Annotated in this window: 27 protein-coding genes; 14 read left to right on the forward strand and 13 right to left on the reverse strand. The window is 64.6% G+C overall.

The annotated features are described in order from the left end of the window. Nucleotides 1-7 precede the first annotated feature (7 nt). From EV191_RS30050 to EV191_RS08345, 5 genes are read left to right on the forward strand one after another with little or no spacing between them, the layout of a single operon-like run. Entirely contained in the window at nt 8-229 is a 222-nt protein-coding gene (locus EV191_RS30050) for a hypothetical protein (protein WP_165912878.1), read from the forward strand. Between the two features lie 56 nt (nt 230-285). Next, nucleotides 286-513 (forward strand): type II toxin-antitoxin system CcdA family antitoxin, encoded by a 228-nt coding sequence (locus tag EV191_RS08330; protein WP_132876700.1) that lies wholly within the window; start codon nt 286-288, stop codon nt 511-513. Then, complete coding sequence (locus EV191_RS08335) at nt 506-916, forward strand: type II toxin-antitoxin system VapC family toxin (RefSeq protein ID WP_132876345.1); 411 nt, start codon at nt 506-508, stop codon at nt 914-916. Before EV191_RS08330 ends, EV191_RS08335 begins: the two co-directional genes overlap by 8 nt. A 59-nt stretch (nt 917-975) precedes the next feature. Further along, nucleotides 976-1326 carry an ArsR/SmtB family transcription factor gene (locus tag EV191_RS08340; RefSeq protein WP_132876346.1) on the forward strand — a complete coding sequence of 117 codons (351 nt, stop codon included), beginning with the start codon at nt 976-978 and terminating at the stop codon, nt 1324-1326. A gap of 2 nt (nt 1327-1328) precedes the next feature. Continuing rightward, the gene (locus EV191_RS08345; protein ID WP_132876347.1) at nt 1329-1793 is read left to right on the forward strand and encodes an SRPBCC domain-containing protein; all 465 of its coding nucleotides are present in this window, start codon (nt 1329-1331) and stop codon (nt 1791-1793) included. Nucleotides 1794-1838: 45 nt separating this feature from the next. Here the strand turns inward: EV191_RS08345 and EV191_RS08350 are convergent, their stop codons facing one another. Further along, on the reverse strand, nt 1839-2363 hold the full coding sequence (locus EV191_RS08350) for a helix-turn-helix domain-containing protein (RefSeq protein ID WP_243658830.1): 525 nt from the start codon (nt 2361-2363) through the stop codon (nt 1839-1841). Nucleotides 2364-2429: 66 nt separating this feature from the next. Here EV191_RS08350 and EV191_RS08355 point away from each other — a divergent pair, with 66 nt between their 5' ends. Beyond that, a complete protein-coding gene (locus tag EV191_RS08355) occupies nt 2430-2816 on the forward strand; it encodes a hypothetical protein (protein ID WP_132876349.1) in 387 nt (128 codons plus the stop codon). On the opposite strand, the gene EV191_RS08360 is transcribed toward EV191_RS08355, so the two are convergent. After that, nucleotides 2813-3727: a hypothetical protein gene (locus EV191_RS08360; RefSeq protein ID WP_132876350.1), complete on the reverse strand. Its 915-nt coding sequence runs from the start codon at nt 3725-3727 to the stop codon at nt 2813-2815. The two genes, EV191_RS08355 and EV191_RS08360, sit on opposite strands and share 4 nt — an antisense overlap. Before the next feature lie 161 nt (nt 3728-3888). On the opposite strand from EV191_RS08360, the gene EV191_RS08365 reads away from it, so the two are divergent. The 5 genes from EV191_RS08365 to EV191_RS08385 all read left to right on the forward strand — a co-directional run bounded on the left by EV191_RS08365 (nt 3889) and on the right by EV191_RS08385 (nt 10525). After that, a complete protein-coding gene (locus EV191_RS08365) occupies nt 3889-5331 on the forward strand; it encodes an alpha/beta hydrolase (protein ID WP_243658866.1) in 1443 nt (480 codons plus the stop codon). A 68-nt stretch (nt 5332-5399) separates the two neighbouring features. Then, the gene (locus tag EV191_RS08370) at nt 5400-6053 is read left to right on the forward strand and encodes a GntR family transcriptional regulator (RefSeq protein WP_132876352.1); all 654 of its coding nucleotides are present in this window, start codon (nt 5400-5402) and stop codon (nt 6051-6053) included. Nucleotides 6054-6058: 5 nt separating this feature from the next. Then, complete coding sequence (locus tag EV191_RS08375) at nt 6059-7189, forward strand: mandelate racemase/muconate lactonizing enzyme family protein (protein WP_132876353.1); 1131 nt, start codon at nt 6059-6061, stop codon at nt 7187-7189. 121 nt (nt 7190-7310) lie between these two features. After that, nucleotides 7311-9050: an IlvD/Edd family dehydratase gene (locus EV191_RS08380; protein WP_243658831.1), complete on the forward strand. Its 1740-nt coding sequence runs from the start codon at nt 7311-7313 to the stop codon at nt 9048-9050. Nucleotides 9051-9097: 47 nt separating this feature from the next. Then, nucleotides 9098-10525, forward strand: coding sequence for an Nramp family divalent metal transporter (locus EV191_RS08385; RefSeq protein WP_132876355.1), 1428 nt, complete (start codon nt 9098-9100; stop codon nt 10523-10525). Here the strand turns inward: EV191_RS08385 and EV191_RS08390 are convergent. The 5 genes from EV191_RS08390 to EV191_RS08405 all read right to left on the reverse strand — a co-directional run bounded on the left by EV191_RS08390 (nt 10511) and on the right by EV191_RS08405 (nt 15372). Then, entirely contained in the window at nt 10511-11341 is an 831-nt protein-coding gene (locus tag EV191_RS08390; protein WP_132876356.1) for a carbon-nitrogen family hydrolase, read from the reverse strand. The two genes, EV191_RS08385 and EV191_RS08390, sit on opposite strands and share 15 nt — an antisense overlap. Beyond that, the gene (locus EV191_RS08395) at nt 11338-12180 is read right to left on the reverse strand and encodes a putative hydro-lyase (RefSeq protein WP_132876357.1); all 843 of its coding nucleotides are present in this window, start codon (nt 12178-12180) and stop codon (nt 11338-11340) included. Before EV191_RS08395 ends, EV191_RS08390 begins: the two co-directional genes overlap by 4 nt. After that, nucleotides 12177-13643: a sodium:solute symporter family protein gene (locus tag EV191_RS08400; RefSeq protein WP_132876358.1), complete on the reverse strand. Its 1467-nt coding sequence runs from the start codon at nt 13641-13643 to the stop codon at nt 12177-12179. The genes EV191_RS08395 and EV191_RS08400 overlap by 4 nt, the downstream gene beginning before the upstream one ends. Then, entirely contained in the window at nt 13634-13762 is a 129-nt protein-coding gene (locus EV191_RS30820; RefSeq protein WP_279388415.1) for a hypothetical protein, read from the reverse strand. Before EV191_RS30820 ends, EV191_RS08400 begins: the two co-directional genes overlap by 10 nt. A 296-nt stretch (nt 13763-14058) precedes the next feature. Next, a complete protein-coding gene (locus EV191_RS08405) occupies nt 14059-15372 on the reverse strand; it encodes an ROK family protein (protein ID WP_424565440.1) in 1314 nt (437 codons plus the stop codon). Between the two features lie 438 nt (nt 15373-15810). Between EV191_RS08405 and EV191_RS08410 the strand changes: the two genes are divergently transcribed. Further along, nucleotides 15811-17241, forward strand: coding sequence for an alpha/beta hydrolase (locus tag EV191_RS08410; RefSeq protein WP_165912879.1), 1431 nt, complete (start codon nt 15811-15813; stop codon nt 17239-17241). Nucleotides 17242-17311: 70 nt separating this feature from the next. On the opposite strand, the gene EV191_RS08415 is transcribed toward EV191_RS08410, so the two are convergent. The 4 genes from EV191_RS08415 to EV191_RS08430 form a co-directional block, all read right to left on the reverse strand. Next, nucleotides 17312-18556, reverse strand: coding sequence for a glycoside hydrolase family 10-like protein (locus EV191_RS08415; RefSeq protein ID WP_132876360.1), 1245 nt, complete (start codon nt 18554-18556; stop codon nt 17312-17314). 167 nt (nt 18557-18723) lie between these two features. Continuing rightward, nucleotides 18724-18963 (reverse strand): helix-turn-helix transcriptional regulator, encoded by a 240-nt coding sequence (locus EV191_RS08420; RefSeq protein WP_132876361.1) that lies wholly within the window; start codon nt 18961-18963, stop codon nt 18724-18726. 7 nt (nt 18964-18970) lie between these two features. Continuing rightward, the gene (locus EV191_RS08425) at nt 18971-19828 is read right to left on the reverse strand and encodes an ABC transporter permease (protein ID WP_132876362.1); all 858 of its coding nucleotides are present in this window, start codon (nt 19826-19828) and stop codon (nt 18971-18973) included. Further along, the gene (locus EV191_RS08430; protein WP_207894483.1) at nt 19825-20697 is read right to left on the reverse strand and encodes an ABC transporter ATP-binding protein; all 873 of its coding nucleotides are present in this window, start codon (nt 20695-20697) and stop codon (nt 19825-19827) included. The genes EV191_RS08425 and EV191_RS08430 overlap by 4 nt, the downstream gene beginning before the upstream one ends. 175 nt (nt 20698-20872) lie before the next feature. On the opposite strand from EV191_RS08430, the gene EV191_RS08435 reads away from it, so the two are divergent. Continuing rightward, complete coding sequence (locus EV191_RS08435; protein WP_165912880.1) at nt 20873-22444, forward strand: CocE/NonD family hydrolase; 1572 nt, start codon at nt 20873-20875, stop codon at nt 22442-22444. Nucleotides 22445-22450: 6 nt separating this feature from the next. Here the strand turns inward: EV191_RS08435 and EV191_RS08440 are convergent, their stop codons facing one another. Next, nucleotides 22451-23695 (reverse strand): acyltransferase family protein, encoded by a 1245-nt coding sequence (locus EV191_RS08440; protein ID WP_243658832.1) that lies wholly within the window; start codon nt 23693-23695, stop codon nt 22451-22453. Nucleotides 23696-24265: 570 nt separating this feature from the next. Here EV191_RS08440 and EV191_RS08445 point away from each other — a divergent pair. After that, on the forward strand, nt 24266-24841 hold the full coding sequence (locus EV191_RS08445; RefSeq protein WP_132876366.1) for a cysteine dioxygenase family protein: 576 nt from the start codon (nt 24266-24268) through the stop codon (nt 24839-24841). Here the strand turns inward: EV191_RS08445 and EV191_RS08450 are convergent. Further along, nucleotides 24838-25191, reverse strand: a complete 354-nt coding sequence (locus EV191_RS08450) for a hypothetical protein (protein WP_132876367.1) — start codon at nt 25189-25191, stop codon at nt 24838-24840. The genes EV191_RS08445 and EV191_RS08450 overlap by 4 nt on opposite strands. Nucleotides 25192-25224: the final 33 nt, after the last annotated feature.

A 25224-nucleotide genomic window follows, 5' to 3' on the forward strand; every position in this document is an offset into this window, starting at 1 on the left:
GAAATGCTTGACAGGCGCTGTCGCAACAAGGCCGCCCCAGTCGAAACATCAACTCGATCTGGACACCACCAGTGCTGGCTCATCGACGGGCCAAAAGGCCGCGGGAAGACGGAGACGGCTGTTCAACTGGCGAGAAGCTCGCTCTGGCGCGACCGTGGCCGAGATCGCGGCGCGGCTGTACCTCGCGGAAGTCGTCGAGGCGCTACGGGTGACCGACGAATGCGACTGACTGTAGGTCACAGAACAGACCGGACAACTCTTCCGAGAGGTGTGTATAGTGTGCACATGGCCAGGTTGAACGTGTATGTGCCTGATGAGTTGGCCGAAAAGGCGAGGGCTGCTGAGTTGAATATTTCCGCGCTTGCTCAGGCTGCCATCGCTGACGAGTTGCAACGCCGGGCCACGAACTCGTGGTTGGACACGCTACCTGTCCCGCGCGGCACGGTGTCGCATCGCGCGGCACTGGTGGCTCTAGACGGTGCGCGCGAGGAGCTGGCTGGTACGAATGACTGAGGCGCCGGCCGAGCTCGTGATCATCGACGCGTCGACACTTGTCGATCTACTCGCGGGCACCGATTACGCGGTGGCGGTCAAGAAACGGCTTGTCGGTACCGTCCTGCATGCGCCGGCGCACCTGGACGCCGAGGTGCTATCCGCGCTGGGTCGGCTACAGCGCGCTGGAGACCTGATTACGGCTGATGTTGACGCCGCTCTGTCAGCCCTGGTCACGATCCCAGTCACGCGTCACCCGGTCGCCGAACTGGCGCAGGGCGCGTGGGCGCGCCGAGCGGACCTTCGGTTGGCAGATGCGCTCTATATTGAACTCGCGGCCCGTCTCGGCGCGTCGGTCCTCACTACGGACCACCGCCTTGGGCGGGCGAGCTCGCTCGCCGAGAGCATTCAGAATGAAGCCTGAGTCCCAGCCATAAACTTTGCTCTTGCGCTAAGTATTGCTCGAGGTTAATACTTAGCCTCGTGGCTCAGTATTCGACGGTGCTTGATGAGGTCTTCGTCGCGCTCGCGGATCCGACGCGGCGGGCGGTGATTCACCGGCTCGGCGGTGGTCCGGCCAGCGTTGGCGAGTTGGCGCGGGATATGCCGATGACGCTGCCGTCGTTCATGAAACACGTGCGGCTCCTCGAATCAGCCGAGCTGATCCATACGCGGAAATCGGGCCGCGTGCGCACCTGCGAGCTGAACCGCGAACGACTGTCGCTAGTGGACGACTGGTTGGCGGAACAGCGACGGATCTGGATCGGCCGGACCGATCGACTTGAGCGCTTTCTCGCCGAGCAATCCGACAGCACACAACAAGATATGGAGTAGTCATGAACCCCGAGCTCGACCTGGGTATCGAGCGCGTGTTTCGCGCGCCACGCAAGGATGTCTGGCAAGCGTGGACCGACCCGGACAAGCTTGCGCAATGGTGGATTCCGGCCCCTATGCGGTGTCAGGTGCAGCACCTCGAGGTGCGCCCCGGCGGCGCGTTCGTCACGCGGATGAGCGAAGACGGCGACACCTTTGTCCCGCACCTCGACGCCTGCTTCCTTGTGGCGGAGGAATTCGAGCGCATCGTGTTCACCAACGCCATCGACAGCGGCTGGCGGCCGGCGAATCCAGCGCCCGTGGCGATCACCGCCGAGTTCACCTTCCAGGACCATCCGGACGGGACCGATTACCGGATTGTCGTCCGGCACGGTGATCCCGATGCGCGTGCTCGACATGCCGAGCTCGGCTTTGCCGAAGGGTGGGGCAGCGTAGCCGATCAACTCGCCCGGATTGTCGAACGGTAGCGCTGAGGCTTACCGCTCGACACTCAGCAGATCATGATCCCTGATCTACTGATCAGGGATCATGATAGTCGACAGGATTCTCCTTGTACGGTCTGATGTAGACTCGTTGGCGGCGAATCGGTCGAGAAGTTCTTGGAACTCGGCGGCGAACTCTACGAGTTCGTCATCGGATAGCCATATCGCGTTCTGTCGAAACGCGACACCATCGCGCGCCGGATCCAGTCGTGGGCGCTCCAGGTAGCGATCAAGATCGCCGGCGAGTCCGGCAACGAAGACCGTGAACATCGTGCGCAGCCGATCAGGGTCGACCGTGTCGTTGTCCGCGTCAGCGGCGCCAGTATTCAGTTCGTACCTGCGCTCGACTGTGCCACGGACTTGCCGAGCTTCCGCCACCCGCAACACGTCCGCCTTCGCCAGCGTTGAAACATGGCGATACAGGGTCGTGGCCGGCACATCTGGCAACAGTTCGGCCAGTTCGGCCGTCGTCAACGCGCGGTTGATCAGCGTTTGCAGGATGCGCCATCGGACCGGATGGTGCAGCAGGTCAACAAGTGAGGGTGGCTGAGGCACCTGGACCACCATTCCCAGATATGGTAATAATGTACATGTTGGAATCATGATAAGGGGTGGTGGGCTATGGCTACCGTCGAAGTCGATCGGCGCGCGGTACGTGTCCTGCTGAAGCCTTGGGAGCGCCCATTCGCCGGTGGGCGGGCACGACTTGTCCTGGCTCGCGAGGTGATTACCAAGGTTCAGCGGGTCAACCGACCCACCCGAGCAGCCGCCGCGCCCGGTGGACGAGCTGGCTTGCTGGTTACCGGAGTGCTCAAGTTGGGTCGCTGGGGCATCGGTACCGGGACCAGTCGGTTCGTCAGCGTGCGCCGCTGGATGCCGGCGATACGGCTGGTAGTGGATCGCGAGACTGCCGGGGAACTGGGCTATGACGAACTGTTGATCAGTACCAAGGACGTGGATGAGCTCATCGCCGCGCTCGGCTCGGCATCGGTGCCCGAAAGCGGCTAGTACGCATCGGCGACGGCTTCGCGTAGGCGCTGATAGGTTGGCGCCAGTTCCCGCAGGATTCCAGCGGCACCGAGGACATCCTCCGTCGCGAGTGGATACTGCAAGGCGCCGACCAAGCGGGCTTGCTCTCGCGTGACCGCCGCGGCCGTGGGCAAATCCGCCTGGGCCAACCAGAAAGCGGCATCGGCAAGACGGCGGGTACCGACCCTGATCGCGAAATGAACCAGGTTCTCGCGGATCTCGTCATCGGGGCGGTGCTCGAGCCGGTCGGCGAGAGCGAGCGCGGCCTCGGCATTCGCTAGGGTTCCCGCCGGAGCGGTGCGTTCCGCTGGATTGACCCAGGACAGGGCAGTTCGGACGGCGACTGAAGGAGGAATCGAAGCACGCACTTGCACGTCGGTGCGCATCGTGTACTGCTCACCGTAGTCCACCGTGTCCGCCTGCCAGGCGCGCAGGAAATCCGGTACCGGCAATCGCGCGTACGGGTATCCCTGTGGATCATGGATGATAAGCCAATCCGCCTCCATCGCGAGCACCACGGCGTAATGGTCAGCGCCGATCGGCCCGGTCATACTCGGCTGATACCGCAGGTGGCCCATCTCCAGTGGGCCGACCAGCACTGGTCCGTCCACAAGCGAACTACGGAGACGGTCGAGTGCGGCAGCGGCCGTGCCACCGGATGTCGTCCGCGCGGTCCAGCCGAGCGCGGTCAACGCGCTGTCGATTCCCAATTCCGGCGTCCAGCCGTACGGGTCAAAAAACGGCATCTTCCCGTACAGCAAATTCATTCCGAACGGGCTGCCAGTGCACACTTCGACAAGCGAGGCATCCGGAGCCGAGTTGCCCATCAACATGACGAGCGAGTTCGCGTAACAGTACGGGCCGCTGCCCTGGTAAGGAATATCCGTCATGCGGCAACACTGGCATTTTTCCGACAAAAATGCCAAAAAAGCATCGCTGATTCTCGCCGGCATTTAGTTGAGATTTCAGGGTAACCCCGGAAATCTCCCTGAGTTGGCCGGGCCGGTTTGGTTGCGCCACTTGTGGTGCGGCATGCTGTGCCACCGTGTTGATGCTTCGGAAACGAGCCGCCGCGCTCGTGGTACTTGTTGTGGCCGGCCTGATCACTGGCGCCGCGCCGGCTGGCGGGAACCAGCCGGCAGAACCGGAATGGCGCGCATGCCCGGGTGCGCCGGAGGGTCATCCCGTCCAATGCGCGACCGTCGATGTGCCCAGGAACTGGGAAACCGGTGAGGGCAAAGTTGGCCTGCAAGTCTCCCGCCTTTCGGCTGCCGACCCGGACAAACGCATCGGCGTTCTGATGTTCAATCCGGGTGGGCCGGGCACCGGCGCGGCCGGTTACCTTGCTAGCCCGCAGATCGCCGAACAGTACTTCGGCCAAGAGATTCTCGAACGGTTCGACGTAGTCGGCGTTGACCCGCGCGGCGTTGCCGGCAGTGAAGCCATCGACTGCGCCAAACCCGCCTACGACCCGGCGATCAACCGGTTCCCCGCTGATGCCGCGGAGGTGACCGCGCTGACCGAAGCCAACGCCGAGTTCGCCGAATCCTGTGTGGAGCGTAGCGGGGAACTCGTTGCGAACCTGGACACCGAAAGCGTCGCACGGGATCTGGATGCGGTCCGGGAAGCGTTGGGCGAGCAGCAGATCAGCTTCCTGGGTATCTCTTACGGATCGATGCTCGGCCGTTCCTACGCGGAACTTTTCCCGTATCGACTCAGGGCGCTCGCCCTCGACGCGGTCGTTGACCGAGCGCTCCCGGCGAGCCAACTGGCACTCGACGGAGCTCGCGCGGTACAAGACGGCATCGAGCATTTCGCGCGGTGGTGTGCCGACAACGATTCCTGCGAGCTGGATGCGCGAGCGAGTATCGATGAGGTACAGACCCTGGCCGAACGCGGTGAACTACCCGCCGGCGACCGGAAGCTCACGATTCGTGACGTCCAACTCGGCGTCAACGGTTTTCTGCAGAGCCCGACCGCGTACCCGGACTTCACCAAGGCACTCAAGGCGGCGCGGGACGGTGACGGAACCGCGCTCAGCGAGATGGGGATGCACACCGACCCTGCCGCGTATCGGATGTACCGATCGATTATCTGCCAGGACGTGAACGCTTCGAACCTGGCGGGCGGCCTGCCCGCACTGGGACACGCCGCGCAGCGCGTTGGCCCCACGCTCCGGGGCTTTTCCGAGTTCTGGGATATCGCGTCCGGCTGCGTTGGCTGGCCACAGGAGGCCAGCTGGCAGCCGACCCCATGGCAGCGTGCTGGCGAGCTACCGCCGACCCTGCTGGTATCCGGCGCGCACGATGTCGCGACCCCGCGATCCTGGGCCGAGCAGGTCGATCGCCAGTTGCCTAACAGTGCGCTGGTGCGCTGGGATGGCGCCGGCCATGCCGGGTGGCAATTGCACAGTGAATGCGCGACCGAAGCAACTGTCGACTACCTCATCACCCGCGAACTGCCGGACGAGGAAACCACCTGCACGACAGTTTGAATGTAAAGACCTTCAATTACATGTAGACTCCTCTCAGGTGGCTCGACGAGAGGGGAGTCGGACGGTCGATGAGCGGTACGGCGACGGATCGAGTGGTGGATGGCGTCTACGCGCGACTCCGCGAGAAGATCTTCACTGGCGAACTCGCGCCGGGGACGAAGCTGAGTGTTCCCGCGCTCGCTGAACTGCTCGAGGTAAGCCGTAGTCCGGTCCGTGACGCGGTGCTTCGGTTGGTGCAGGATCGGCTCGCTACCGAAGAACCGCGACGCGGCGCCGTGGTGGCCAGCGTTGGCGCGGCTGAGCTGGTGACGATCTACGAAGTGCGCGAGGTTCTGGAAGGCCTCGCCGCCCGGCTCGCGGTGGAAAACGCTGGACGCCGCTTGGTGCGCGCGTTACGGGAGGCGCTGGACGATCATCAGCATGCGGTCGATGTCTCCGATCTAGCGGCCACGACCGAGGCTGACATGCGGTTTCACGCGCTGGTTCGGGAAGCCTCCGGCAACCATGAAGTGATCCGGTTGCTTGACGAGATCCAAACGCAGGTGCGGTTGGCTATGCGTACCACGACGGTCACGGCGGGCCCTCGGCACGCGCTGGACGACCACCGGGCGATTCTGACGGCCATCGAATCGGGCGACCCGAACGCGGCCGAACAGGTGGCCCGCGCGCATATCTTCCGGTTGCGCGCGGCACTGCGCGAGCAGGCGGGGCAGCGGCGGTGAGCCGGGTGATCAGCGCGCGCCTACGGGTGCTGCGGGCACCGGTGAGCAGTCGCATCGCCATGTCGTTCGGCGCGCTGCGGTACCGCTCCATGGTGCTTGTCGAGGTGCACACCGATGATGGGCTGATCGGTCGAGGGGAAAGTTGGCTCAACTACCCGCCGTGGGCGGCTCAGGAGCGGGTCGCGACACTGCGCGAGGGCGTGTTTCCGTTGCTGCTCGGCAAAGACGCCCGGCGCATCACGGAGATACACCAGCTGCTGTGTACCGAGTTGGATCCGCTCGGTCGGCAATGGGGCGCGCCCGGTCCGATCCGGCAGGCGATCAGCGCGGTGGATATGGCGCTGTGGGACCTGGCTGGCATCCGGAACCGAACAGCGATCAGTTGGCTGTACGGCGGTCGTTGCCGGGAGCGGATACCGGTCTACGCCAGCAGTCTCGGTCCCGCTGACGTGCCGGAGCAGGCGGGCGAGTGCCTAGCCAGCGGGCATACCGCGGTCAAGGTGAAACTCGGTTTCGGACGTAGCGCCGATGAGCGGATACTGGCCGAGGCAAGAGACGTGCTCGGCGCGGAAACGCGGCTCTACGCCGATGCGAACCAGGCATGGGATCTAGCCGATGCGATCAGCGCCGCGCCGTTGCTCCGCGAGTTCGATGTCGCCTGGCTGGAAGAACCGTTGCGGGGAAACGTGTTGACCGAACTCGAGGAGCTGCACCGGCGTACCGATCTGCGGCTCGCGACCGGCGAGAACATCTACGGTCTACGCCAGTTCCGCGAGTTCGCTGCCTCGCCAGCCATCGCCATCCTGCAGCCGGATATCGCGAAGACCGGCGGAATCACCGAAGCGGTGACCATCTGCCAGCTGGCCGCCGCGTATGACAAAAAGGTACTCCCGCATCTGTACGGCGGCGCATTGGCCTTCGCGGCGACGTTGCAGCTTGCCGCGCTCGCCACCCCGGTTGCGGGTATCGAGTACGACGTGCGGGAGAACCCGCTGCGTGATCCCTTGCTGCGCAACGGCCCAGTGCCTGCCGGTGGACTGATTGAACTTCCGGACGAGCCAGGGCTTGGCGTGCACGTAGACGCGGAAGCCATTGCGGCCTTTACGGAACTGGATACCGAACTCACCGTCGACTAGCGAGGACCCGCGTCCGGCTAGCTGGCATGCCTGGTTGACATCTACATGTAAATTAATCTAATTTCATGTCAGCATCGCAGAGTGCATGCAAAGTGGTCAGGCAATGTTGCGGAGCAATCTGGTGAACCCATCCGAAACATCCGAGGCCGAGCGGCGTAGCGCCGCCTGGTTTGGCCTTACCGGCAAGCTAGGTTTCGTGCATCGCTCGAAGATGTACAACCAGGGCTACTCGTCATCCATATTCGACGGTCGTCCGGTCATCGGGATCTGCAACAGCTGGTCCGAACTGGCACCCTGCAACGCGCATCTGCGCCAGGTTGCCGAAGCGGTGAAACGCGGCGTGCTGATGGCCGGCGGGGCACCATTCGAGTTTCCCACGATCTCGCTTGGCGAAACGCTGATGCGCCCTTCGGCGATGTTGTTCCGCAACCTGATGGCCATGGACGTCGAAGAGACGCTACGTGCCAACCCGTTGGATGGCGTGGTGTTGCTTGGCGGCTGCGACAAGACCGTACCCGCGCAGCTGATGGGCGCGCTGAGCGTTGACCTGCCAACGATCATGGTCACCGGCGGTCCGATGCTGAATGGCAAGTTTCGTGGCCAGGACGCTGGCTCAGGAACCCATGTATGGCAGTTCAGCGAGGAGGTACGTGCCGGCAGGATGAGCCAGGCGGACTTCGCCGCCGCTGAAGCTTGCCTTTCCCGGAGCGCGGGCCACTGCACCACCATGGGTACGGCGTCCACAATGGCCTGTATTACCGAAGCTCTTGGACTGTCCCTGCCGGGAAGCGCCGCGATTCCGGCCGTAGACGCACGGCGGCACAACATCGCCGAGCAGGCTGGTTCGCGGATCGTCGAGATGGTCAACGAGCAGCTGTCCCCATCAACGATCCTCGATCGGCGGTCATTCGAGAACGCGATCCGGGTGAACGCGGCCCTCGGCGGTTCCACGAATGCGGTGGTACACCTACTCGCGATCGCCGGTCGCGCGGAGGTTCCGTTGGAACTGGCCGATTTCGACTCACTCGCCGCCGAGGTGCCGCTGCTGGTCAACCTGCTGCCCTCGGGCAGCTATCTGATGGAAGACTTCGCCTACGCCGGTGGTGTTCCGGCGGTGCTCCGGGAGCTCGGCACGATCCTGCACACCGAGGCGCGCACGGTCACCGGCGGCTCACTTGGCGACAACACCGCAACGGCTGAGAACTGGAACCCGGACGTTGTTCGGCCGCTCGCCAACCCGCTGGGCGCACCGGGCAGCAACACCGCGGTACTGCACGGAAATCTGGCGCCGGACGGCGCGGTCCTCAAGATATCGGCCGCCGCACCGGAGCTGCTGCGGCATACCGGAACCGCGCTCGTCTTCGACACCATCGAGGAATACCACGAGCGGGCGGATGCACCGGACCTGCCGGTGGACGCGAGCACCGTGCTCGTGGTGCGCAACGCTGGTCCTTCCGGGTATCCGGGGATGCCGGAGATCGGCAACCTGGCGATACCGAAGAAGCTGCTCGATGCGGGAATCAGGGATATGGTCCGGATTACCGACGGGCGGATGAGCGGTACCTCGTACGGCACGGTCGTGCTGCACGTGGCGCCGGAATCCGCGATTGGCGGTCCACTCGCGCTGCTGCGCTCCGGTGACCAGGTGACGCTGGACGTCCCGGCCCGCCGGATCGATATGGACGTATCGGACGAGGAACTCGCCCGTCGAGCCGAAGAGGGTTCGACGCCCGCCATGGCCGGACCAGATGGTGGGTACACCTGGCTCTACCGGCAGCACGTCCGCCAGGCCGATACCGGCGCCGACTTCGACTTCCTTGTGGGACGACGTGGTCATCCGGTTCCGCGTCGGCATCTTTAGCATCCGGGACGTACCGGCAATGTCGCCGAGCGGAAAGGAACTCTGTCATGTCCACCCAAGACGCGACATCACCGGTGCCCGCGGAGCCCGCTGAGCAAGATGCCTACCGGCTGCGCGCGGAGGATGTCCGCGAGGCGCCGACTACCTTCGTTGGCAGATTGCGTTACCTCGGGCCAGGAATCGTGCTCACCGCGGCGGTCGTCGGCTCGGGCGAGCTGATCGTCACGACCTCACTCGGAGCGCAGGCCGGATTTGCCTTGCTCTGGATGGTGATCGTCGGTGCGACGGTCAAAGTGTGGGTACAGATGGAACTCGCCCGATGGGCGATCCTGAATGGCAAGACGGCACTGGCGGGATACAGCACCGTACCACCAAGGATCGGCCGGATGGGCTGGATCAACTGGTTGTGGATCGGCCTGGACTTCGCGAAAACCTTCCAGCGCGGTGGGGTGATCGGCGGTACGGCGGCGGCCTGTTCGATCCTCTGGCCGATCATGGGAGACCCGCTGAGCGGTTCCTCGCTGACGATGTGGACGGTCATCATCACCGTGGTGACGGTGGCTCTGCTGCGAAGCAGCAAGTACAGCGTCGTGGAGCGGATCACTACCTGCTCGGTCGCCATCTTTACGCTGTGCACGATCACCATCGTGGTGCTGCTTCCGTGGACGCCGTTCGCCTACAGCGCCGGGGATCTGGGCACCGGGCTGAGCTTCATGATTCCGGCGGGCACGGTCGGTCTCGCCGTCGCTATGTTCGGCTCCACCGGCGTCGGCGCGGATGATATGACCAACTACACCTACTGGTGCCTCGAAAAGGGCTACGCGCGCTGGACGGGGCCGGACGACGGCAGCGAAGCGCGCGCCAAGCGAGCCGAAGGTTGGCTCAAAGTGATGCGCCTTGACGTGTTCGTGTCCTGGCTGATCTGCACGGTGTCTACTTTGGCTTTCTACCTGATGGGTGCCAGCGTGCTGCACCCACAGAATCTGGTGCCCGAAGGCAATGACATCATCACCACGCTGTCCAGGATCTACACCGATATCCTCGGCCCGTGGGCGGAGTACCTGTTCCTGTTCGGTGCCATCGCCGTGCTGTTCTCGACGAACGTGACCTCCTGCGCGGCCGTCCCTCGACTGTGGACGAACACGCTAGGACTGCTTGGCGTGCTGGACTGGCATGACCCGAAGGCACGGGCGCGCGGCATCCGGATCTTCACCTACTGCTTGCCCGTGCTGTGGGCGGCGATGTTCCTGTTCGTGCAGTCGCCGCTCGTGATGTTCCAGATTGGTGCCATCGCGACGGGAATCTTCCTGCTTGCGGTGCTTTTCGCGGTATGGCGATTGCGCAGCACCGAGGTCGAGGACCGGTTCAAGGAGAACCCCTTGCTGACCTTGGCGCTGGTGCTGGCAAGTATCGGGATCACCGTACTCGGGATCTACACGATCCTCGAGGTATTCGGCTTCTCAATCCAAGGCTGACAGGTGGACGGAGTAGCGGCGATCGGCAAGAAAGGGCAGCCGCTCGCGTACCGTGTCGACCTCGCCGACGTCGATGTTCGCGGACAGGATGGTGCCATCCGTGCCGGCCTCGGCGCGAACTTCCCCGTCCGGCGCGATGATCGCGGAATGCCCGCCAAGGAGAACCCCCGCGTCCACACCCGCCGCGTTGCACGCTACGACCCAAACCTGATTCTCCACGGCACGGGCACGGAGCAGGGTCCGCCAGTGCTCGATCCGGGGGATCGGCCACGCGGATACGACGGCCAGCATCTCGGCGCCCTGACCGACCAGATCCCGTGCGATTTCCGGGAAACGCAGGTCGTAGCAGGTCATGATCCCGAGCCTGCCCCAGGGCAGTGGCGCGGTAGCGACCTGCTCGCCGGGTACCAGCAGATCGGACTCCGCGGAGTCGAGTCCATACAAGTGGACCTTGCGATAGGTATGCCTCACCCGGCCATCCGGATCGATCAGCACGGCCGTGTTGTGGTTTCCCCGAACGCCCTTCTCGAGGAAACTGCCGCCGAGTACCCAGGCACCCGCCGACCGTGCCGCGCGCTGCATCTCTCGTACGACCGGACCGGACAGCGATTGGGCGAGCTCCGCGTAGTCATCGAAATGGAAGAAGCCCACCGGCCACAGTTCGGGTAGCACGATCAGCGTGGGGTCCGACTCGCTTCCCCGAGTGGACGCGACAGCGCTGTTGATCGCGGCGATCGCGCCGTCGATTCTGGCGCTTTCGGTGGCGTCCGCACCGTCTAGTTGCGCGCAGGCGATGGCCAGCCGGCCTTGGCTCATCTGGATTCTCCGTGGGTACTCGGGGGCATCTCGGTGCGGTCCTCGATATCGGCGACGCGGATATCGGTGAGGAACATATGCCCTGGCGCGTGGGTGATCGCAAACGGTGGCTTTGCCGTCCGCAACAGGCTTTGCGGGGTCACCCCGCAGGCCCAGAAGACCGGCGTTTCGTCCGGTTGTAACGCGATTCGCTCACCCCAGTCCGGTGCGTCGAGATCGGCGATCCCCAGCTCCGCTGGATCGCCGATATGTACCGGACCGCCGTGCGCGAGCGGCAGTCGTTCGGTGGTCTCGCGTGCGAGCTCGAGCTGGCTGTTGGCGATCGGGCGCATGGACACCACTATTGGTCCAGCGAACGGCCCGGAAGGGGAGCACTCCACATTGGTGAGATACATCGGAACGCCCTGGCCGAGCTCCAGATGTCGTAGCCGGACACCAGCCGCATGTAAGGCTTCCTCGGCACTGAAACTGCAACCGAGTAGGAATCCAACGAGATCGTCCCGCCATACCTCGGTGATCTCGGCGAGTTCGGTTACCCGCTGACCATCGCGGTGCACATGATAGCCCGAAAGGTCGGTGCGCAGGTCGGCGCCGGGCGCGCTGCGCAAGGCATCCGGAGCACCCGGTTCGGTCCTTTCCAGCAGGGGCAGCGCCTGCGGGTTCAGCCGGCATACCTGATGGAAGTCCTCGGCGAGCGTGGCTGGCACGATAGCGAGATTTGCCTGCATCCATCCCGCGCATGCGCCCGTGGTGGTACCCGTCCACCTGCCGTCGCGGATCATGGCTCGGATCTCGGCCGGTGTGGCCGCGGCATAGTCGGTTCCGGCGAGTTCGGTCATGAGCGCATCACCATGTCGTTATCGTTGTCGTCGCTCGCGCCGAAGAACTGTCGCCGTACGGCCGAGCTCATCTCTGGTTTAGTCAGCAGCGTGCCGATAAGCAAGAGGGCGAGCGAGATACCGAAGCCGTAGAAGATCGGATGCCCGGGTAGTGCTACGCCGCCGAATTCCACCAGCGAGAGCGTCACGAAGTAGCCCACGAACCCGCCCGCACTGCTGGCTATCGCTCCGGTGCGGGTGGCCCTGCGCCAGAACAACGTGGCATACATCGGAATCAGCAGTGCTGAGGACAGCGTGCCCAACCAGATATTGAGCAACGTGACGATGAACTCGCCACCGCTGACGACGAAATACACCGCGCCGGCAAGGCAGATGACGCCAAGTACGGTGGTCACCGTGCGCGCGGTGCGTAGCCGGGTTCGGTCGTTCATTCCTGGCCGCAGTTGGCCGACGATGTCTTCCGTGGTGTACACGCCAGCGAGGTGCAAGGCGGAGTCGACCGTGGACTGTACCGCGCAGATCAGGCCGATCAGCAGTAGCGAGCCCAGTAGTCCACCCTCGCTCATGCCGAAGTGCAGTACCGCCGAGTCGCCCAGCTGTTCACTCGACAGCAGCTTCGGTAGGCCCAGCCCGACCAATAGCACGGCCAGGTAGGCGACCGTGGCGAAAACCGCGCCTACCCCGATCATCTGGCGCGCGGTTGCCGTGTCTTTCGTGGCGAAGAAGCGGTGCAGGTAGTACGGCTGGGCGGCGACTCCGCCCCAGGCGATCAGGATGAACGCGAAAATGTCCACATTCGACGCTATTGAACCGGCATGCAACCCGGTTTGCTCCGGCCGCAGCGTGAGGATGTCCCCGCCAAGCTGGCTGACCACGATGACCGCGGCGGCGACCACCGCGAGCAGAATCAGCCCGCCCTGCAGGAAATCCGTGCGAACCACCGAGACCAGCCCGCCGAGCACGGTGTAGATCGTGAGCACGATGCCAAGCAGCAGCAGCCCGGTGACCTGGGGAATACCCACGACGACCTCAAGCACCAGGCTCCCGGCGACCAGCTGGGTCATCACGCTGAAGGCGAACGCGACGATGATGACCACCGCGGACAGGATGCGCAGCGCTTTCCCGCCATAGCGGGCTTCGAACAGTGCCGGGACGCTACGCAACCGCAGCCGGCGCAACCGGGCGCCGACCAGCGTCAGGGTGATCCAGCCAAGGGCGAAACCCCAGAAGTAGGTCGGGAAGATCGCCGCGCCGTTGAGCGTGGTGTAGCCGACGAAACCGATCACCGTAGCCGAGGAAATATAGGTGGCGAAGAAGCTGCCAACGGAAAGCGGCAACCCCAACTTGTGATCGGCGACCGCGTAGGCGGAATAGCTTTCCCGCCGGAATCCCCAGATACCGATGATGACGACAATGACCAGATAGGCGATGAAGATCGCCAGATAGCCAGGATTCAGTTCCATGTCGACTCCTCGGCTCGCCCAGCGCTACGTCGATCGCGGCGATTCAGCAGGGTAGCCACGGCCAGTGGCGTGAACCCGAGTGCGACGAAGCCAATCGTCGCCAGCCAGAACGTCACCATTGAACAGGTCCTTGTCGCTCGGTGCTGCGGATCGAACGGTTACTTCAGGCGCCAGGGCCGCGGAAACGGAGCGTAGCTCGTTCGCGGCGCGCTTCACCGTATTGAGTCGTCCGACGATCTGGCAACCCTTGCGAGGGACAAATGGTCGACTTTCATAAGACCGTCACAATTACCTGTGGTCCGTACACGCGGAGCAACTGGCTGTAAGTGCTGTTTTGGGCGCAAAACCGGATCGAAACGAGCTGTGGATAGCGCGGGAGCTTCGGCTAATGTGGCACATTATCGTCAGACGATCGTTACCTGGATTTACCCCGCGCTCCTTCGCCGTCGGGTCTGGCTTCGACCAGGTCGGGCATCCCGGCAGGGGAGCCGGCGGGTAGCCAGCGGGCGAAATGCCGAGGCGCGAAGAGCTCGTCGATGACCATGTACGCGGCGCCGATCAGGCCGCTTTCGTCGCCGAGTCGCGCGATCTTGATGCGAATATCCCGAGTGGACAATGGCAAGGACCGGCGGTAGACGGTTTCCCTGATCGCGGCGAGGAAGAGATCGCCAGCGCCGGAGACGCGTCCGCCGATCAGGATGGTGGACGGGTTGTAGAAGTTGACCACGGTCGCCAGCATCGCGCCGATCCGCGAGCCGGCGCGGGTCAGCAGCTGTACCGCCTGGTGATCTCCCGAGCGTGCGGCCACGTTGACGTCCGCGGCGGTGATCGTGCCGTTCTCGGCCAGTGTCCTGCCGAGGATCGGGCTGCTGCCGTCCCGTGCCAGTTGCTCGCCGTCCCGTGCCAGTGCGGCACCGCCGGCGAGTGCCTCGAGGCAGCCGACCTTGCCGCAGCGGCAGATAACCGTGGCGTCGTCGGATACCGCCGCATGCCCGATATCGCCGGCGCAGCCCTGTGCTCCCCGGTGCAGCTGTCCCGCCGTGCTGATCCCCGCGCCGATTCCGGTGCCGACCTTGATATAGACCAGATCACCGTCAAGACCAAGGCCAGGGGTGCGCAGTTCGCCGAGGCAGAGCAGGTTGACCTCGTTATCGACCCAGACGGATGCCGAGTATTTCGCCGCGAGCCGGTCGCGGACCGGGTAGTTGTGCCAGCCGGGCATGATCGGCGGTTCGGAAGGTCGTCCGGTGGCGAACTCGACCGGTCCGGGTAGCCCGACACCGACGCCCCACACATCGTGTCCAGGGATATCGAGCTCTTCGAGAAGTTTGTCCAGTACCGATTCGACCTCGGTCAGCACCGCGTCCGGGCCACTCGCGATGTCGAAATCGCGGTGCTGGCTGGTCAGCACCCCGCCGAGTAGGTCGGTGATGCCGACCGTGAAGCCGGTCGCGCCGAGTTCGGCGGTGAGGATCCGGCCGGCGTCTCGGCGGAATCGCAGCGCGCGAGCCTGCCGGCCGCCGGTGGATGGGTTGAGTTCGCCTTCTTCGAGAAGACCGACGTCCAGCAGCGTGGTGATCCGCTGGGTGATCGCCGTGCGGCCGAGCCCGGTGTGCTCGCTCAGCAGCGGACGAGTGTCGGCCATTCCGGAGCGGACGAGTTCCAGCAGCTCGGCGTAGCTACGTAGCAACTCGGGACCGGGCGTGTCGTTGGCCGTTCGCTGCTCCACCTGGCCCTCCTTTCGATTATATCAAGTCAACCATAACCCGCCCTGACCACTACTTCAGTTCATCATCAACCGAAGAAGTGATTGGCGTGGTGAAAGTTCACGACGTTCGGGTGAGCGCTCTCAGCGGCCTCGCTAACCTTAAAGAACGCGAACACGGAACGTGGCCAACACCGCAAAGATCGCCAATGAGCGCGATCCCTAGGTGGGTCTCCTACTTGAGGGCGGAAATACTCCGACCAGTTGTCCGATTCGGACAGGTGCGGTTCTCGAGAGAATGCGGTGGTCAATCCGGCATCAGTATGTCCGGACCCCGCAAGCTTGTGAGGAAATCTCGTGTTCTCTTGTGGACGATCCATGCGAGTCGGGTTGCTCGCTGTGATCCCCGCTCTGGTTCTCGGCGTCGCTTGTGCCGATGCTGTGCCAGCATATCGACCATCGGTGACCGGCTCGGCGACCCAGGTTCAGTTGGCCGCCAAGACTTCCGCGCTGGACTGGAAACCATGCGCGGACACTCCGGATGATGAACGGCTCGCCTGCGCGCGGCTCACCGTGCCGGTCGACTGGGCGGACCCCGCTGGAGACACCATGGAGCTCGCCGTTGTCCGCCGGGTCCCAAAAGACGCTGGCGCGAGCAAGGGCGCGTTGGTCTACCTGCCGGCGGGGCCGGGAAGCTCGGGCGTGGACACGCTGGCCAGCGACGGGCTGATCAACAAGATGTTCTCCCAGGCCGTACAGGAGAACTTCGAACTGATTTCGATCGACCCGCGCGGGACCCAGCGCAGTTCGGGCGTGACCTGTTCCGCGCGACTCGCGGGCGAACTGGACACTCCGGACAGCGCCAAGAGGTTCGACGACATGCTTGCCGCGAACGCGGAACTCGGCGCGGATTGCCGCAACCGCACCGGGCCCGTGTTTGACCACCTGGACAGCACCAATACCGCACGGGATATCGAACTGCTACGCACCGAGCTCGACGAGGACAAGCTGAGCTTCTACGGGTTGTCCTACGGCACGGTGTACGGCCAGATGTATGCCGAACTGTTCGGCAGCCGGATCCGGGCGATGGTGTTGGACGCGAATGTCGATCACAGCGTTTCGGCTGAGCAGGCGACGGTCAGCGCGGTCCGTGCCGGCCAGCGGAGTTTCGACGAGTTCGTTGCCTGGTGCGCCGAGGACAAGACCTGTGCGCTGCGCGGCGACGACGTGCGCGAAACGGTTGCCCAGCTGTTCGACCGCGCCGAAAGGGGCGAGCTGGCCGATCCGGACGATCCGACGCGACGGTTGACCGAGAACGACGTGGCGAGCGCGATCATCGCACCGCTCACGAAACCCGCGGTCCAGGAAACCGCGGACGCGATCGCCAGGCTCGCCGGCCGTTCGGCCAAACCTCGTGGCGAAACCGGTGCGGTCGACGGAGGCGCGTCCGAACCGGGTGTGCCCGAAACGGTGCCCGTGCCGATCGCCATCTACTGCGCGGATTTCGCCATGGATGTGCCGAGCTATGCGGACTACGCGCGGATTCACGCGCGGGCCGCGGCAACCGCGCCGGATACGCGGGTTTCGCCGCATACGCCACCGTGGCTCTGTCTGAACTGGCCCGCGGAGACGACGAACCCGCAGCACCGGCTGGACGCGCCGGACGCGCCACCGATCGTGGTACTGAACTCGCGATTCGACGCTTCCACGCCGCACGAAGGGGCGGCGAACGTGGCCGAACAGTTGGCCAGTGGGGTCCTGGTGACCTACGAGGGGATGGGCCACGGTGCGGCGAACCGGACCGTGTGTGTGACCAATGTGCTCGACGAGTACTACCTGAACCTGGCCGCGCCACGGGATGGCACCAGCTGCCCAGCGGCGAAGCTCGGCTAGGCCCGGGACATCAGTAGCCGGGTTCTGCCTCGTTACCCCTCGGCGAACGAGGCAGAACCCGGACGTGTGGTTATGGTGTGGGTACCGGCTCGGTGTAGTGGTCCGCGACAACCTTGGCCATCGCGTCGGCCGCATTCGTGCGCAATGAGGTGGCGCTGAAGTACACGTCTCCGCTCACCTGTGGGTAGTCCTGGTTGAAGGTGAGGTGTTCGGTCAACGTGTTGTTGTCGTAGCCGTCCTCCTCGCCGATCCGGTATGCTGGTTGTCCAATGTAGAGCTTCACGTCGGTGCCGTCGACCACGTCGGACCACCACGGCACGAGCTTGGCGTAGTCCGCCGCGCTGTTCCCGATGTACCAGTACACCTGCGGATTGATGTAGGTGACGTAGCCTTCCTTGACCCATTTGCGAGTGTCCGCGTAGAGCTGGTCGTAGGACTCGAGTCCGTTGGTGTCCGAACCATTCGGGTCGGTGCCGGCGTTTCGCCAGATGCCAAACGGGCTGATACCGAACTCGACATCGGGCTTGGCGGCCTCGATCTTCTCGCCCATTTCCTTGACAAGCAGATCGACGTTGTTCCGGCGCCAGTCGGCGATATTGTCGAAATCGCCGCCGTGCTCGGCGAAGGTGTCTTCGTCCGGGATGCTCTTGCCATCCACCGGATAGGGGTAGAAGTAGTCGTCGAAGTGCACGCCGTCGATGTCGTAGTTGTTGACCGCGTCCATCATCGCCTTCTGCACGAACTCGCGCGCTTCCGGCACGCCGGGGTTGTAGTACAGCTTGCCGTCATAACTGAACGTCCAATCCGGATTCTTTCGTGCCGGGTGCTCAGCGTCCAGTTTGCTCGGGTCGTCGTGCATCGCGATCCGGTAGGGATTGAACCAACCGTGGAACTCCAGTCCCCGGTCGTGCGCTTCCTGCACGGCGAAGGCAAGCGGGTCGTAGCCGGGGTCCTCGCCCTGGGTTCCGGTAAGCCAATGTGACCACGGTTCGTGCGGCGACGGCCAGAAGGCATCCGCCGTTGGTCGTACCTGGACCATGACGGCGTTGAGGTTGTTGTCCACCGCCTCGTCGTAGAGCTTGGTGAGCTCGGCTTTCTGCTCGTCAACGCTGAGGCCAGGGCTGCTCGGCCAGTCGATGTTCTCCACGCTGGCGATCCATACCCCGCGCAGCTGTGGATCCTGCTTGCTGGATTCGGCGGTCGGCGCTGTCGAGTCCTGTTGGGCCGTCGCGGTCTGGGCGGCGCTGAGTCCGCCGAGCAGCGCGGCGGCGGTCAGCACACCGAGTGCGGAACGTAGAAGCTTTCGGCTGTTCACGTGTCTCCCTCCCGAAGGCTGGCGAATGCAGGCTAATCGCGTGGTGCATCGGCAGCACTTTGGGTGAGAATTTTCCTAATCGGTGTCCGTTTCGCAAGACCCTTTCGGGGAGTGTGCGGTTTGTTGGTCGCACACTCCCCATCCGTATGGGATTTCGTTGGGTCCCGTTACGCGGAGTTCTCCTCGGCGCCCAGCCGGGGAAACGGCCGGGTCGAGAAGATCACCTCAACCGATACCTCGAAATGTTCGGCGATCCGCAGCGCCAGGTAGAGGCTCGGGCTGTACTCGCCGCGTTCCAGATAACCAACCGTCTGGTAGTGGATCCCCAGCGCGTCCGCGAGCTGGCGGCGCGAGATGCCACGTTCGGCCCGCAGCATGGCAATACGGTTGTGGATCGTCTCGCTCATCGTCTCGTCATCCGCTGGTGGCGCGTTGCATGGTCAGGTTCTGGCGTCGTTCCAGTGCCGAACCGGACTCGCGGCGGGCTGCCCTGCGCAGGATAGTCGGCGCGAGCAGCAGCCCGAGTATCGCCCATGCGCCCAGTACGCCGATGGTCTCCAGCTGCCGCCAGGATTCGCCGATCTCCGCGGCCATCGCGCTGTCCGGCAGCAACGCCGAGCGCATACCGATACCGATCCAGTAGATCGGGAACACCTGGGCGATCACCTGTAGCCAGTCCGGTATCGCCGAGATCGGGTAGAAGATCCCGGAGATCGCGGTGAGGCCCATGACCGGCAGCATGGTGAACCCGAAGGTGGACTGCATGGTCTTGGTCAGCGAGCTGATGATCGCCCCCCACGGCAGGGTGGCGAGCAAGCCGAGCGCGAAGATCCACAGCATCGTGAGCCATCCGGTGATCCCGGCGTTGACCAACTCGTTGACCAGAAACACGCCAGGGATGAGGATGACCAGCAGACTGAGCAGGGTGTCCAGGATTACCTGGACGATACGGGCGACAAGGAAGCCGACCATTCCGCCCGGCACCGTTTTCGCCCGTAGCAGGCTGCCGTCCTCCTTGCTGGTGGACAGTTGGCTGGACACGCCCACGAGCCCGCCAAGGGCAACCATCATCCCGAGCATGCTCGGAAGCGTGACGCTGGCCAGGGAGAACGAGGTTCCGTCGACGGTGGCGTCGCGTTGGAAGATGAGTACGGTGAGAAAGATCAGCGCCATGATGACGTTGAACCACTGATCGGAGCTGGCTACGCCCTGCCGGAACTCGTGCAGGCCACGGGATACGCCGAGGCGGGCCGCGTACAGGGTGTGGTTCACAGGGAAAGCACCTCCTGGTCCGGGCGCTGCCCGCGCTCGTGTTGCTGCACGATGGCCAGGTAGGCGTCCTCCAGGCTGGAGCGCTGCACTTCGAGGTCAGCGATCTGCTCGCCGTGCTGGGCGAACAGGTTCCGCACGTAATCGGTGGCATCTTCGGTGGCATGCACGAAGCGCTCGTCCCCCTGCCGCCAGCGCACCTCGGACTTGCCGGCGACCTGGCGGGACAGCGCGGCTGGACTGCCGTTCGCGATGATCCTGCCGCCAGCAAGGATGAGGATCCGTTCGGCCAGCTTCTCCGCCTCGGCGAGATCGTGCGTGGTCAGCAGGATCGTCATATCCTCCAGATCGGCGAGCCGGTGCACCAGATCGTGGAAATCCCGCCGCGCATGCGGGTCGAACCCCGCGGTCGGTTCGTCGAGGAACAGCAGCTCGGGTCGGCCGATGATGCCGATCGCCACGTCCAGTCGGCGGCGTTGCCCGCCAGAGAGCGTCTTCACCTGTCGATGTGCGAACTCGTGTAGCGCCACCGTGTGGATCAGCTCGTCGGTGTTCATCGGGCGGTCCCGGTCCGGTGTGGCATACGGCCGGTAGTACTGGCCGAGGTGGTCCAGCAGCTCCCATACCTTCCATCTCCCGTGATCGCGCCAGGTCTGTAGGACCACGCCCAGCTTCGCGCGCCATGCTTCGCCGCCCTGCACTGGGTCGACCCCGAGCACCTTCACCTCGCCGGCCGAGCGGGAACGGAAACCCTCGAGTATCTCGATGGTCGTGGTCTTACCGGCGCCGTTCGGGCCAAGTAGCGCGATCACCTCGCCGCGCCGCACGGTGAGGTCGATGCCCCGCAGCACATCGTTGGTGCCATAGCGCATCCGGAGGTCCCGCAACTCGATCGCGGGGTTTTCTGGCGATTCGGGGCGTGAACGATCCCCGGGCAGCGCCCGCACTGCCGTCATGGACATATCCCTCCTTGTTTAGCTAGTGCGATCGAATGTAGCACACATACTACATTACGTATGAGGGTAAATATTCAATAACATGGTTCCGGTGAACTACCGAGGCGGCACATCGCCGAAACGTCGGCGACTGCGGATTCCGATGCCGGATGGCACCACGCAGCTGGCCGAGGAGTACCTGCCGGCCACCTCCAGGGCTACGCCAGTGGTGCTGATGCGGACGCCCTACGGCAGGCGAGGCGCGGCCGCCCGGCTAGCCGGGAAAGCGCTTGCCGAGCGGGGGATGCGGCTCGTGGTGCAGAGCGTGCGCGGAACATCCGGTTCGGGCGGTCAGTTCCGGCCGTTTCGCCAGGAACGCGCGGACGGGTTGGCAACCGTCGACTGGTTGCGCGCGCAGCCGTGGTGCGACGGTCGGGTGGCGATGATCGGGGCGAGTTACGTGGGGCACACGCAGTGGGCACTCGCGCCGTACGTGCGGCCGCGCCTGGCCGCGATGTGCCCAGGCGCGATCACCTCGGAGCTGAACGAGTCCTTCTACCCTGGCGGCGCCCTGGCGTTGGACAACCTGTTCAGCTGGGCATGCACGCTGCCGGGGCGCGAAGATCCATCCCCGCGCGGCAAGCTGGCGAGCGTGGTCGCATTCCTCCGGTCGCGCCGCTCGATGATGCGGTTGCCGCTTGCCGAGGCGGATCGCGCGGCAACCGGCCGTGCGGTGCCGTTCTGGCAGGAGATACTCGGGCACGCCGACACTCCGGACGACCACTGGGAACCAGCCGAGCAACGCACGGCGATCCGCGCGCTCGACACGCCGGTCAGCATGGTCACCGGCTGGCACGACCCGTTCCTTGTCGGGCAGCTTGCCGACTTCACCGCGCTGACCGCGGCGGGTAACCAGACCCGGATCACCGTCGGGCCGTGGGCGCACCGGGACACCGCGATGTTCCGGGCGACCCTTGCCGACCAACTGTCCTGGCTGTCGACCCAGCTGGGCGAGGCAACCAACGAGCGAGCGCGCCGACCAGTGCGGCTGCACATTCAGCGGGCGAACCAGTGGCGGGAGTTCGACCAGTGGCCACCCGCGCACGGTTTCCCTCGGCGGCTACATCTGCATCGCGGCGAACGGCTGCGCTGGCATCCGCCAGCTGACGGTGGGGTACTTGCCGAGTTCACCTACGACCCGGCCGATCCGACGCCGACGATCGGCGGACCGATGTTGCGCGGCAAGACGCGCCAGCAGAACAACCGCCGGATCGAGGCACGGTCAGATGTGCTCGTGTGTACCAGTGATCCGCTGCGGGACGACCTCGATATCGTCGGCACGCCGTCGACGGAGCTGACGCTGGACACCGTTCCTGGCAACGCGGACGTGTTCGTTCGACTATGCGATGTGGACAGCTGGGGAGTGTCCCGCAACGTGACCGACGGGATCCTGCGGTGCGCGGATCAGGCGCGGGCCAGCACCGTCCGAGTACCGCTTTCCCCGACCGCGTACCGGTTCCGGCGCGGCCATCGGCTGCGGATACAGCTTGCCGGCGGCGCGTTTCCCCGGTTCGCCCGTAACCACGGCACGGGCGAACGGCCCCAGGACGCGGTGCGTGTCGCGGGTATTCACTACCGGGTGGCGGCAGGTTCGTACCTGGAGTTGCCGGTACTGCCCAGCTGATCGTGGCTACGGCTGCGCGTTCACGGTGTTGGAATCCGACTTCTCCGTGCCGCGTTCCTTGTCGCTGTTGGGTTCCTTGCCCGTGCCGGACAGCGTGTCGGTGCTGCTTGGTTGGACGTTCTCGGTCGTGTCGCTGCCCTGCAGTGGCGGCGCGGGCGGCATGGCGGTCGCGCCGCGCTCCTTACGGGCGGCGGAAAGCCGGTCGTAGCCGTTCATCAGGAAGTTGAACGCCGGCTGTTCCACGATCTTGGTAAGTCCCCAGCCGAGCAGGATGCCGGCCGCGATCATGACAAGGGTTTGTAGCGTCGGGCCAACACCGATGTCCTGTAGCCGGCGCGCCAGCATATAGCCGATCATCTGGTGCATCAGGAAAACGCCGTAGGAGATGCTGGCGAACCACTTGATCGGCCGGTGCGTCCACTGCGGGATCACCCGATCCCAGTTGGGTTTGCGCGCGGTGAAGGCCAGCACCAGGATGCCGATCCATACGGCATAGGTGGAACCCCAGTCGCCGACCAGTTCGCCGAGCCCGTTGTACGCGTGGTTGTGCAGGGCGTGCGCGAACATGCACAACCCGCTGAGCGCGACGAAATGCAGATTGCCGATGCGCTTGGTGGACCACATCCACACCGCGACGCCGGCGACGAACAGCTGCCAGCGGTGCACGCCGAGGCCGTCCACGATGATCCGGTACACCTCGGGCGGACCGGAAACCCGAAGCGGCCATTGCGCGACCGAGAAGATCACCGCACCCCAGAGCACCGCCCTGATCCGCCAGCCACGGTTGATACCCGCCCGGAACATCAGCGCTGCCGCCGTGAAACCCATCAGCTGCAACGGGATTGTCCAGTGCGACGGGTCGATGTACGGGAACGTCGCCGAGCCCCACCACTGCTGCAGCATCAGCAGGCTGGCCCCGAAATCGCGGAATCGCGGCGTGTACCAGTCCGCCGGATTGAACAGCCGCAGGATGATGAAGATGATCACGACCGCCGCGAGGAACGCGGGGATGAGCCTGGCCATCCGGCCACACCAGTAGCGCAGGATCGGTCCGCGGCCGATCGTGACGCAGGCGAAGTACGCCGAGATCACCAGCAGCATGCTGGCGCCAACCTGGAACGGGAACTGGAGCTTGCGTTCGATCAGCTCCGGATGTGCCTGAACACCGAGCCAGCTGAAGTGATAAAGCATCACCAGCAGGACGCATCCGCCACGGACGAGATCCCAGCTGATCTGGCGTTTGCTTTTCACCCTTGGTGCGGGTGAAGTTGGTGTTTGGCCGGTCACTTACCGCAGAGTACAGATGGCTACCGGGTGTCCCGAACCCAACCCATGGGTGTTTTGTCCCCAGATCTACGGAATAACACTGTCCGTTTACGGCCGTACGCGGATTGCTCGCGCAAGGTGACGGGCGACCAGGTGTCGGCGAGCGCCGGCGGTGTGCGGGTGGGTGATTCCGGAAGGTGATTGGCGAACCATGGCCCAGGGAGTTGGGGACCTCCGCCAGCCAGTCCTCGACCAGCAGGTAGGCCCAGCCATCCTGTTCGACAACCTCGGCGACCTCGGCGATCTCCGGAGTAGCGACGGATAACCTGCGGTAGACCGCGATGAGTGCGGCATGCGCGCGCCGAGCGCCGTGACGCCCGGACGCAAGGCGGCCTAGTCGCTGGCCACCTCGTCGAAGGCGGCTCCGGTGTCTGCGCCGGGTATGGCATCACACCGGCAGCGTAGGCGCCCGTTCCCAGCGCGGATCGATCGAGGGGAGCTATCCGCGCCAATGCTCGCTACGGTGGGTTCGTACGGCAAGTGGAGGGAGATCCGATGACTGCGCCGAAGCAAGCATCGCCGGACAGCGGTGTGCTCGAGCAGACTCCGGCCATGACCGAACTGGTGGCGGAGTTGCGCGCGATTGTCGCGGAAGAGTTGAGTGCGGCGGATACCGCCGCCAGAGTAGGTGACCGTCTTCGCCCGTTCCTCGAGCGGCACGATCTGCTGCGTGCGGACCAGCGGGAAGGCGATGAGCAGGAGTACCGGCAGCATCTGCTGCACGCCGAGGAAGACGGTAGCTTCTCGGTTGTCTCCCTGGTATGGCTACCGGGGCAACGCACCCCGGTGCATGATCACGTGTCCTGGTGCGTCGTCGGGGTGTATCTCGGCGCCGAGGTGGAGACCCGGTACCGGTTGGTGGACGACGGTGCCACCCAGTTTCTCGTGCCGGAGCAGACGAGCGTGAACCCGTTGCACAGCACCTGTGGTTTCGCGCCGCCGGGTGATATCCACGAGGTGCACAACGACAGTGCGGGCAAGGCCATCTCGATCCACGTGTACGGCGCGGATATCCGCAAGCTGGGCAGCAGCGTGCGGCGGCGCTACGACCTGCCGGTGCGTGCCAGTTAACTGGCACGAGGTATGTCGTGGCGCGGTCGATCGTGCGGTCTGCTCGATTCGTGCGGCAGGAGCATCGCCACCGTGACGAGTACGCCGAACAGGAACAGGCCGAGCACCAGCCCGCCGAGGATGCCGACCAACCAGCGCACCGCGAGGCAGCGCAGGGCTTGCGCGCCGGTGTAGTCGCGGTGCTCGACGGCGCGCAGCCAGCCGGCCACTCTGGCTGGTTCACCGGCGATGCCCGGTGACCGCGTTCCTTGGGAATCTTGCTGTGACTGTGCGTGACCGCGTTCTTTGAGGTAAGCGAGGTCAGCTTCGATCCAATGCTGGCTGGCGACGACCGGTGCGCGGTCGATCACCCGATCCACGGGTTGACATGCGGGTGGAAGATG

It is taken from the genome of Tamaricihabitans halophyticus, from assembly GCF_004340875.1.
GTDB classification, from domain to species: Bacteria; Actinomycetota; Actinomycetes; order Mycobacteriales; family Pseudonocardiaceae; genus Tamaricihabitans; species Tamaricihabitans halophyticus.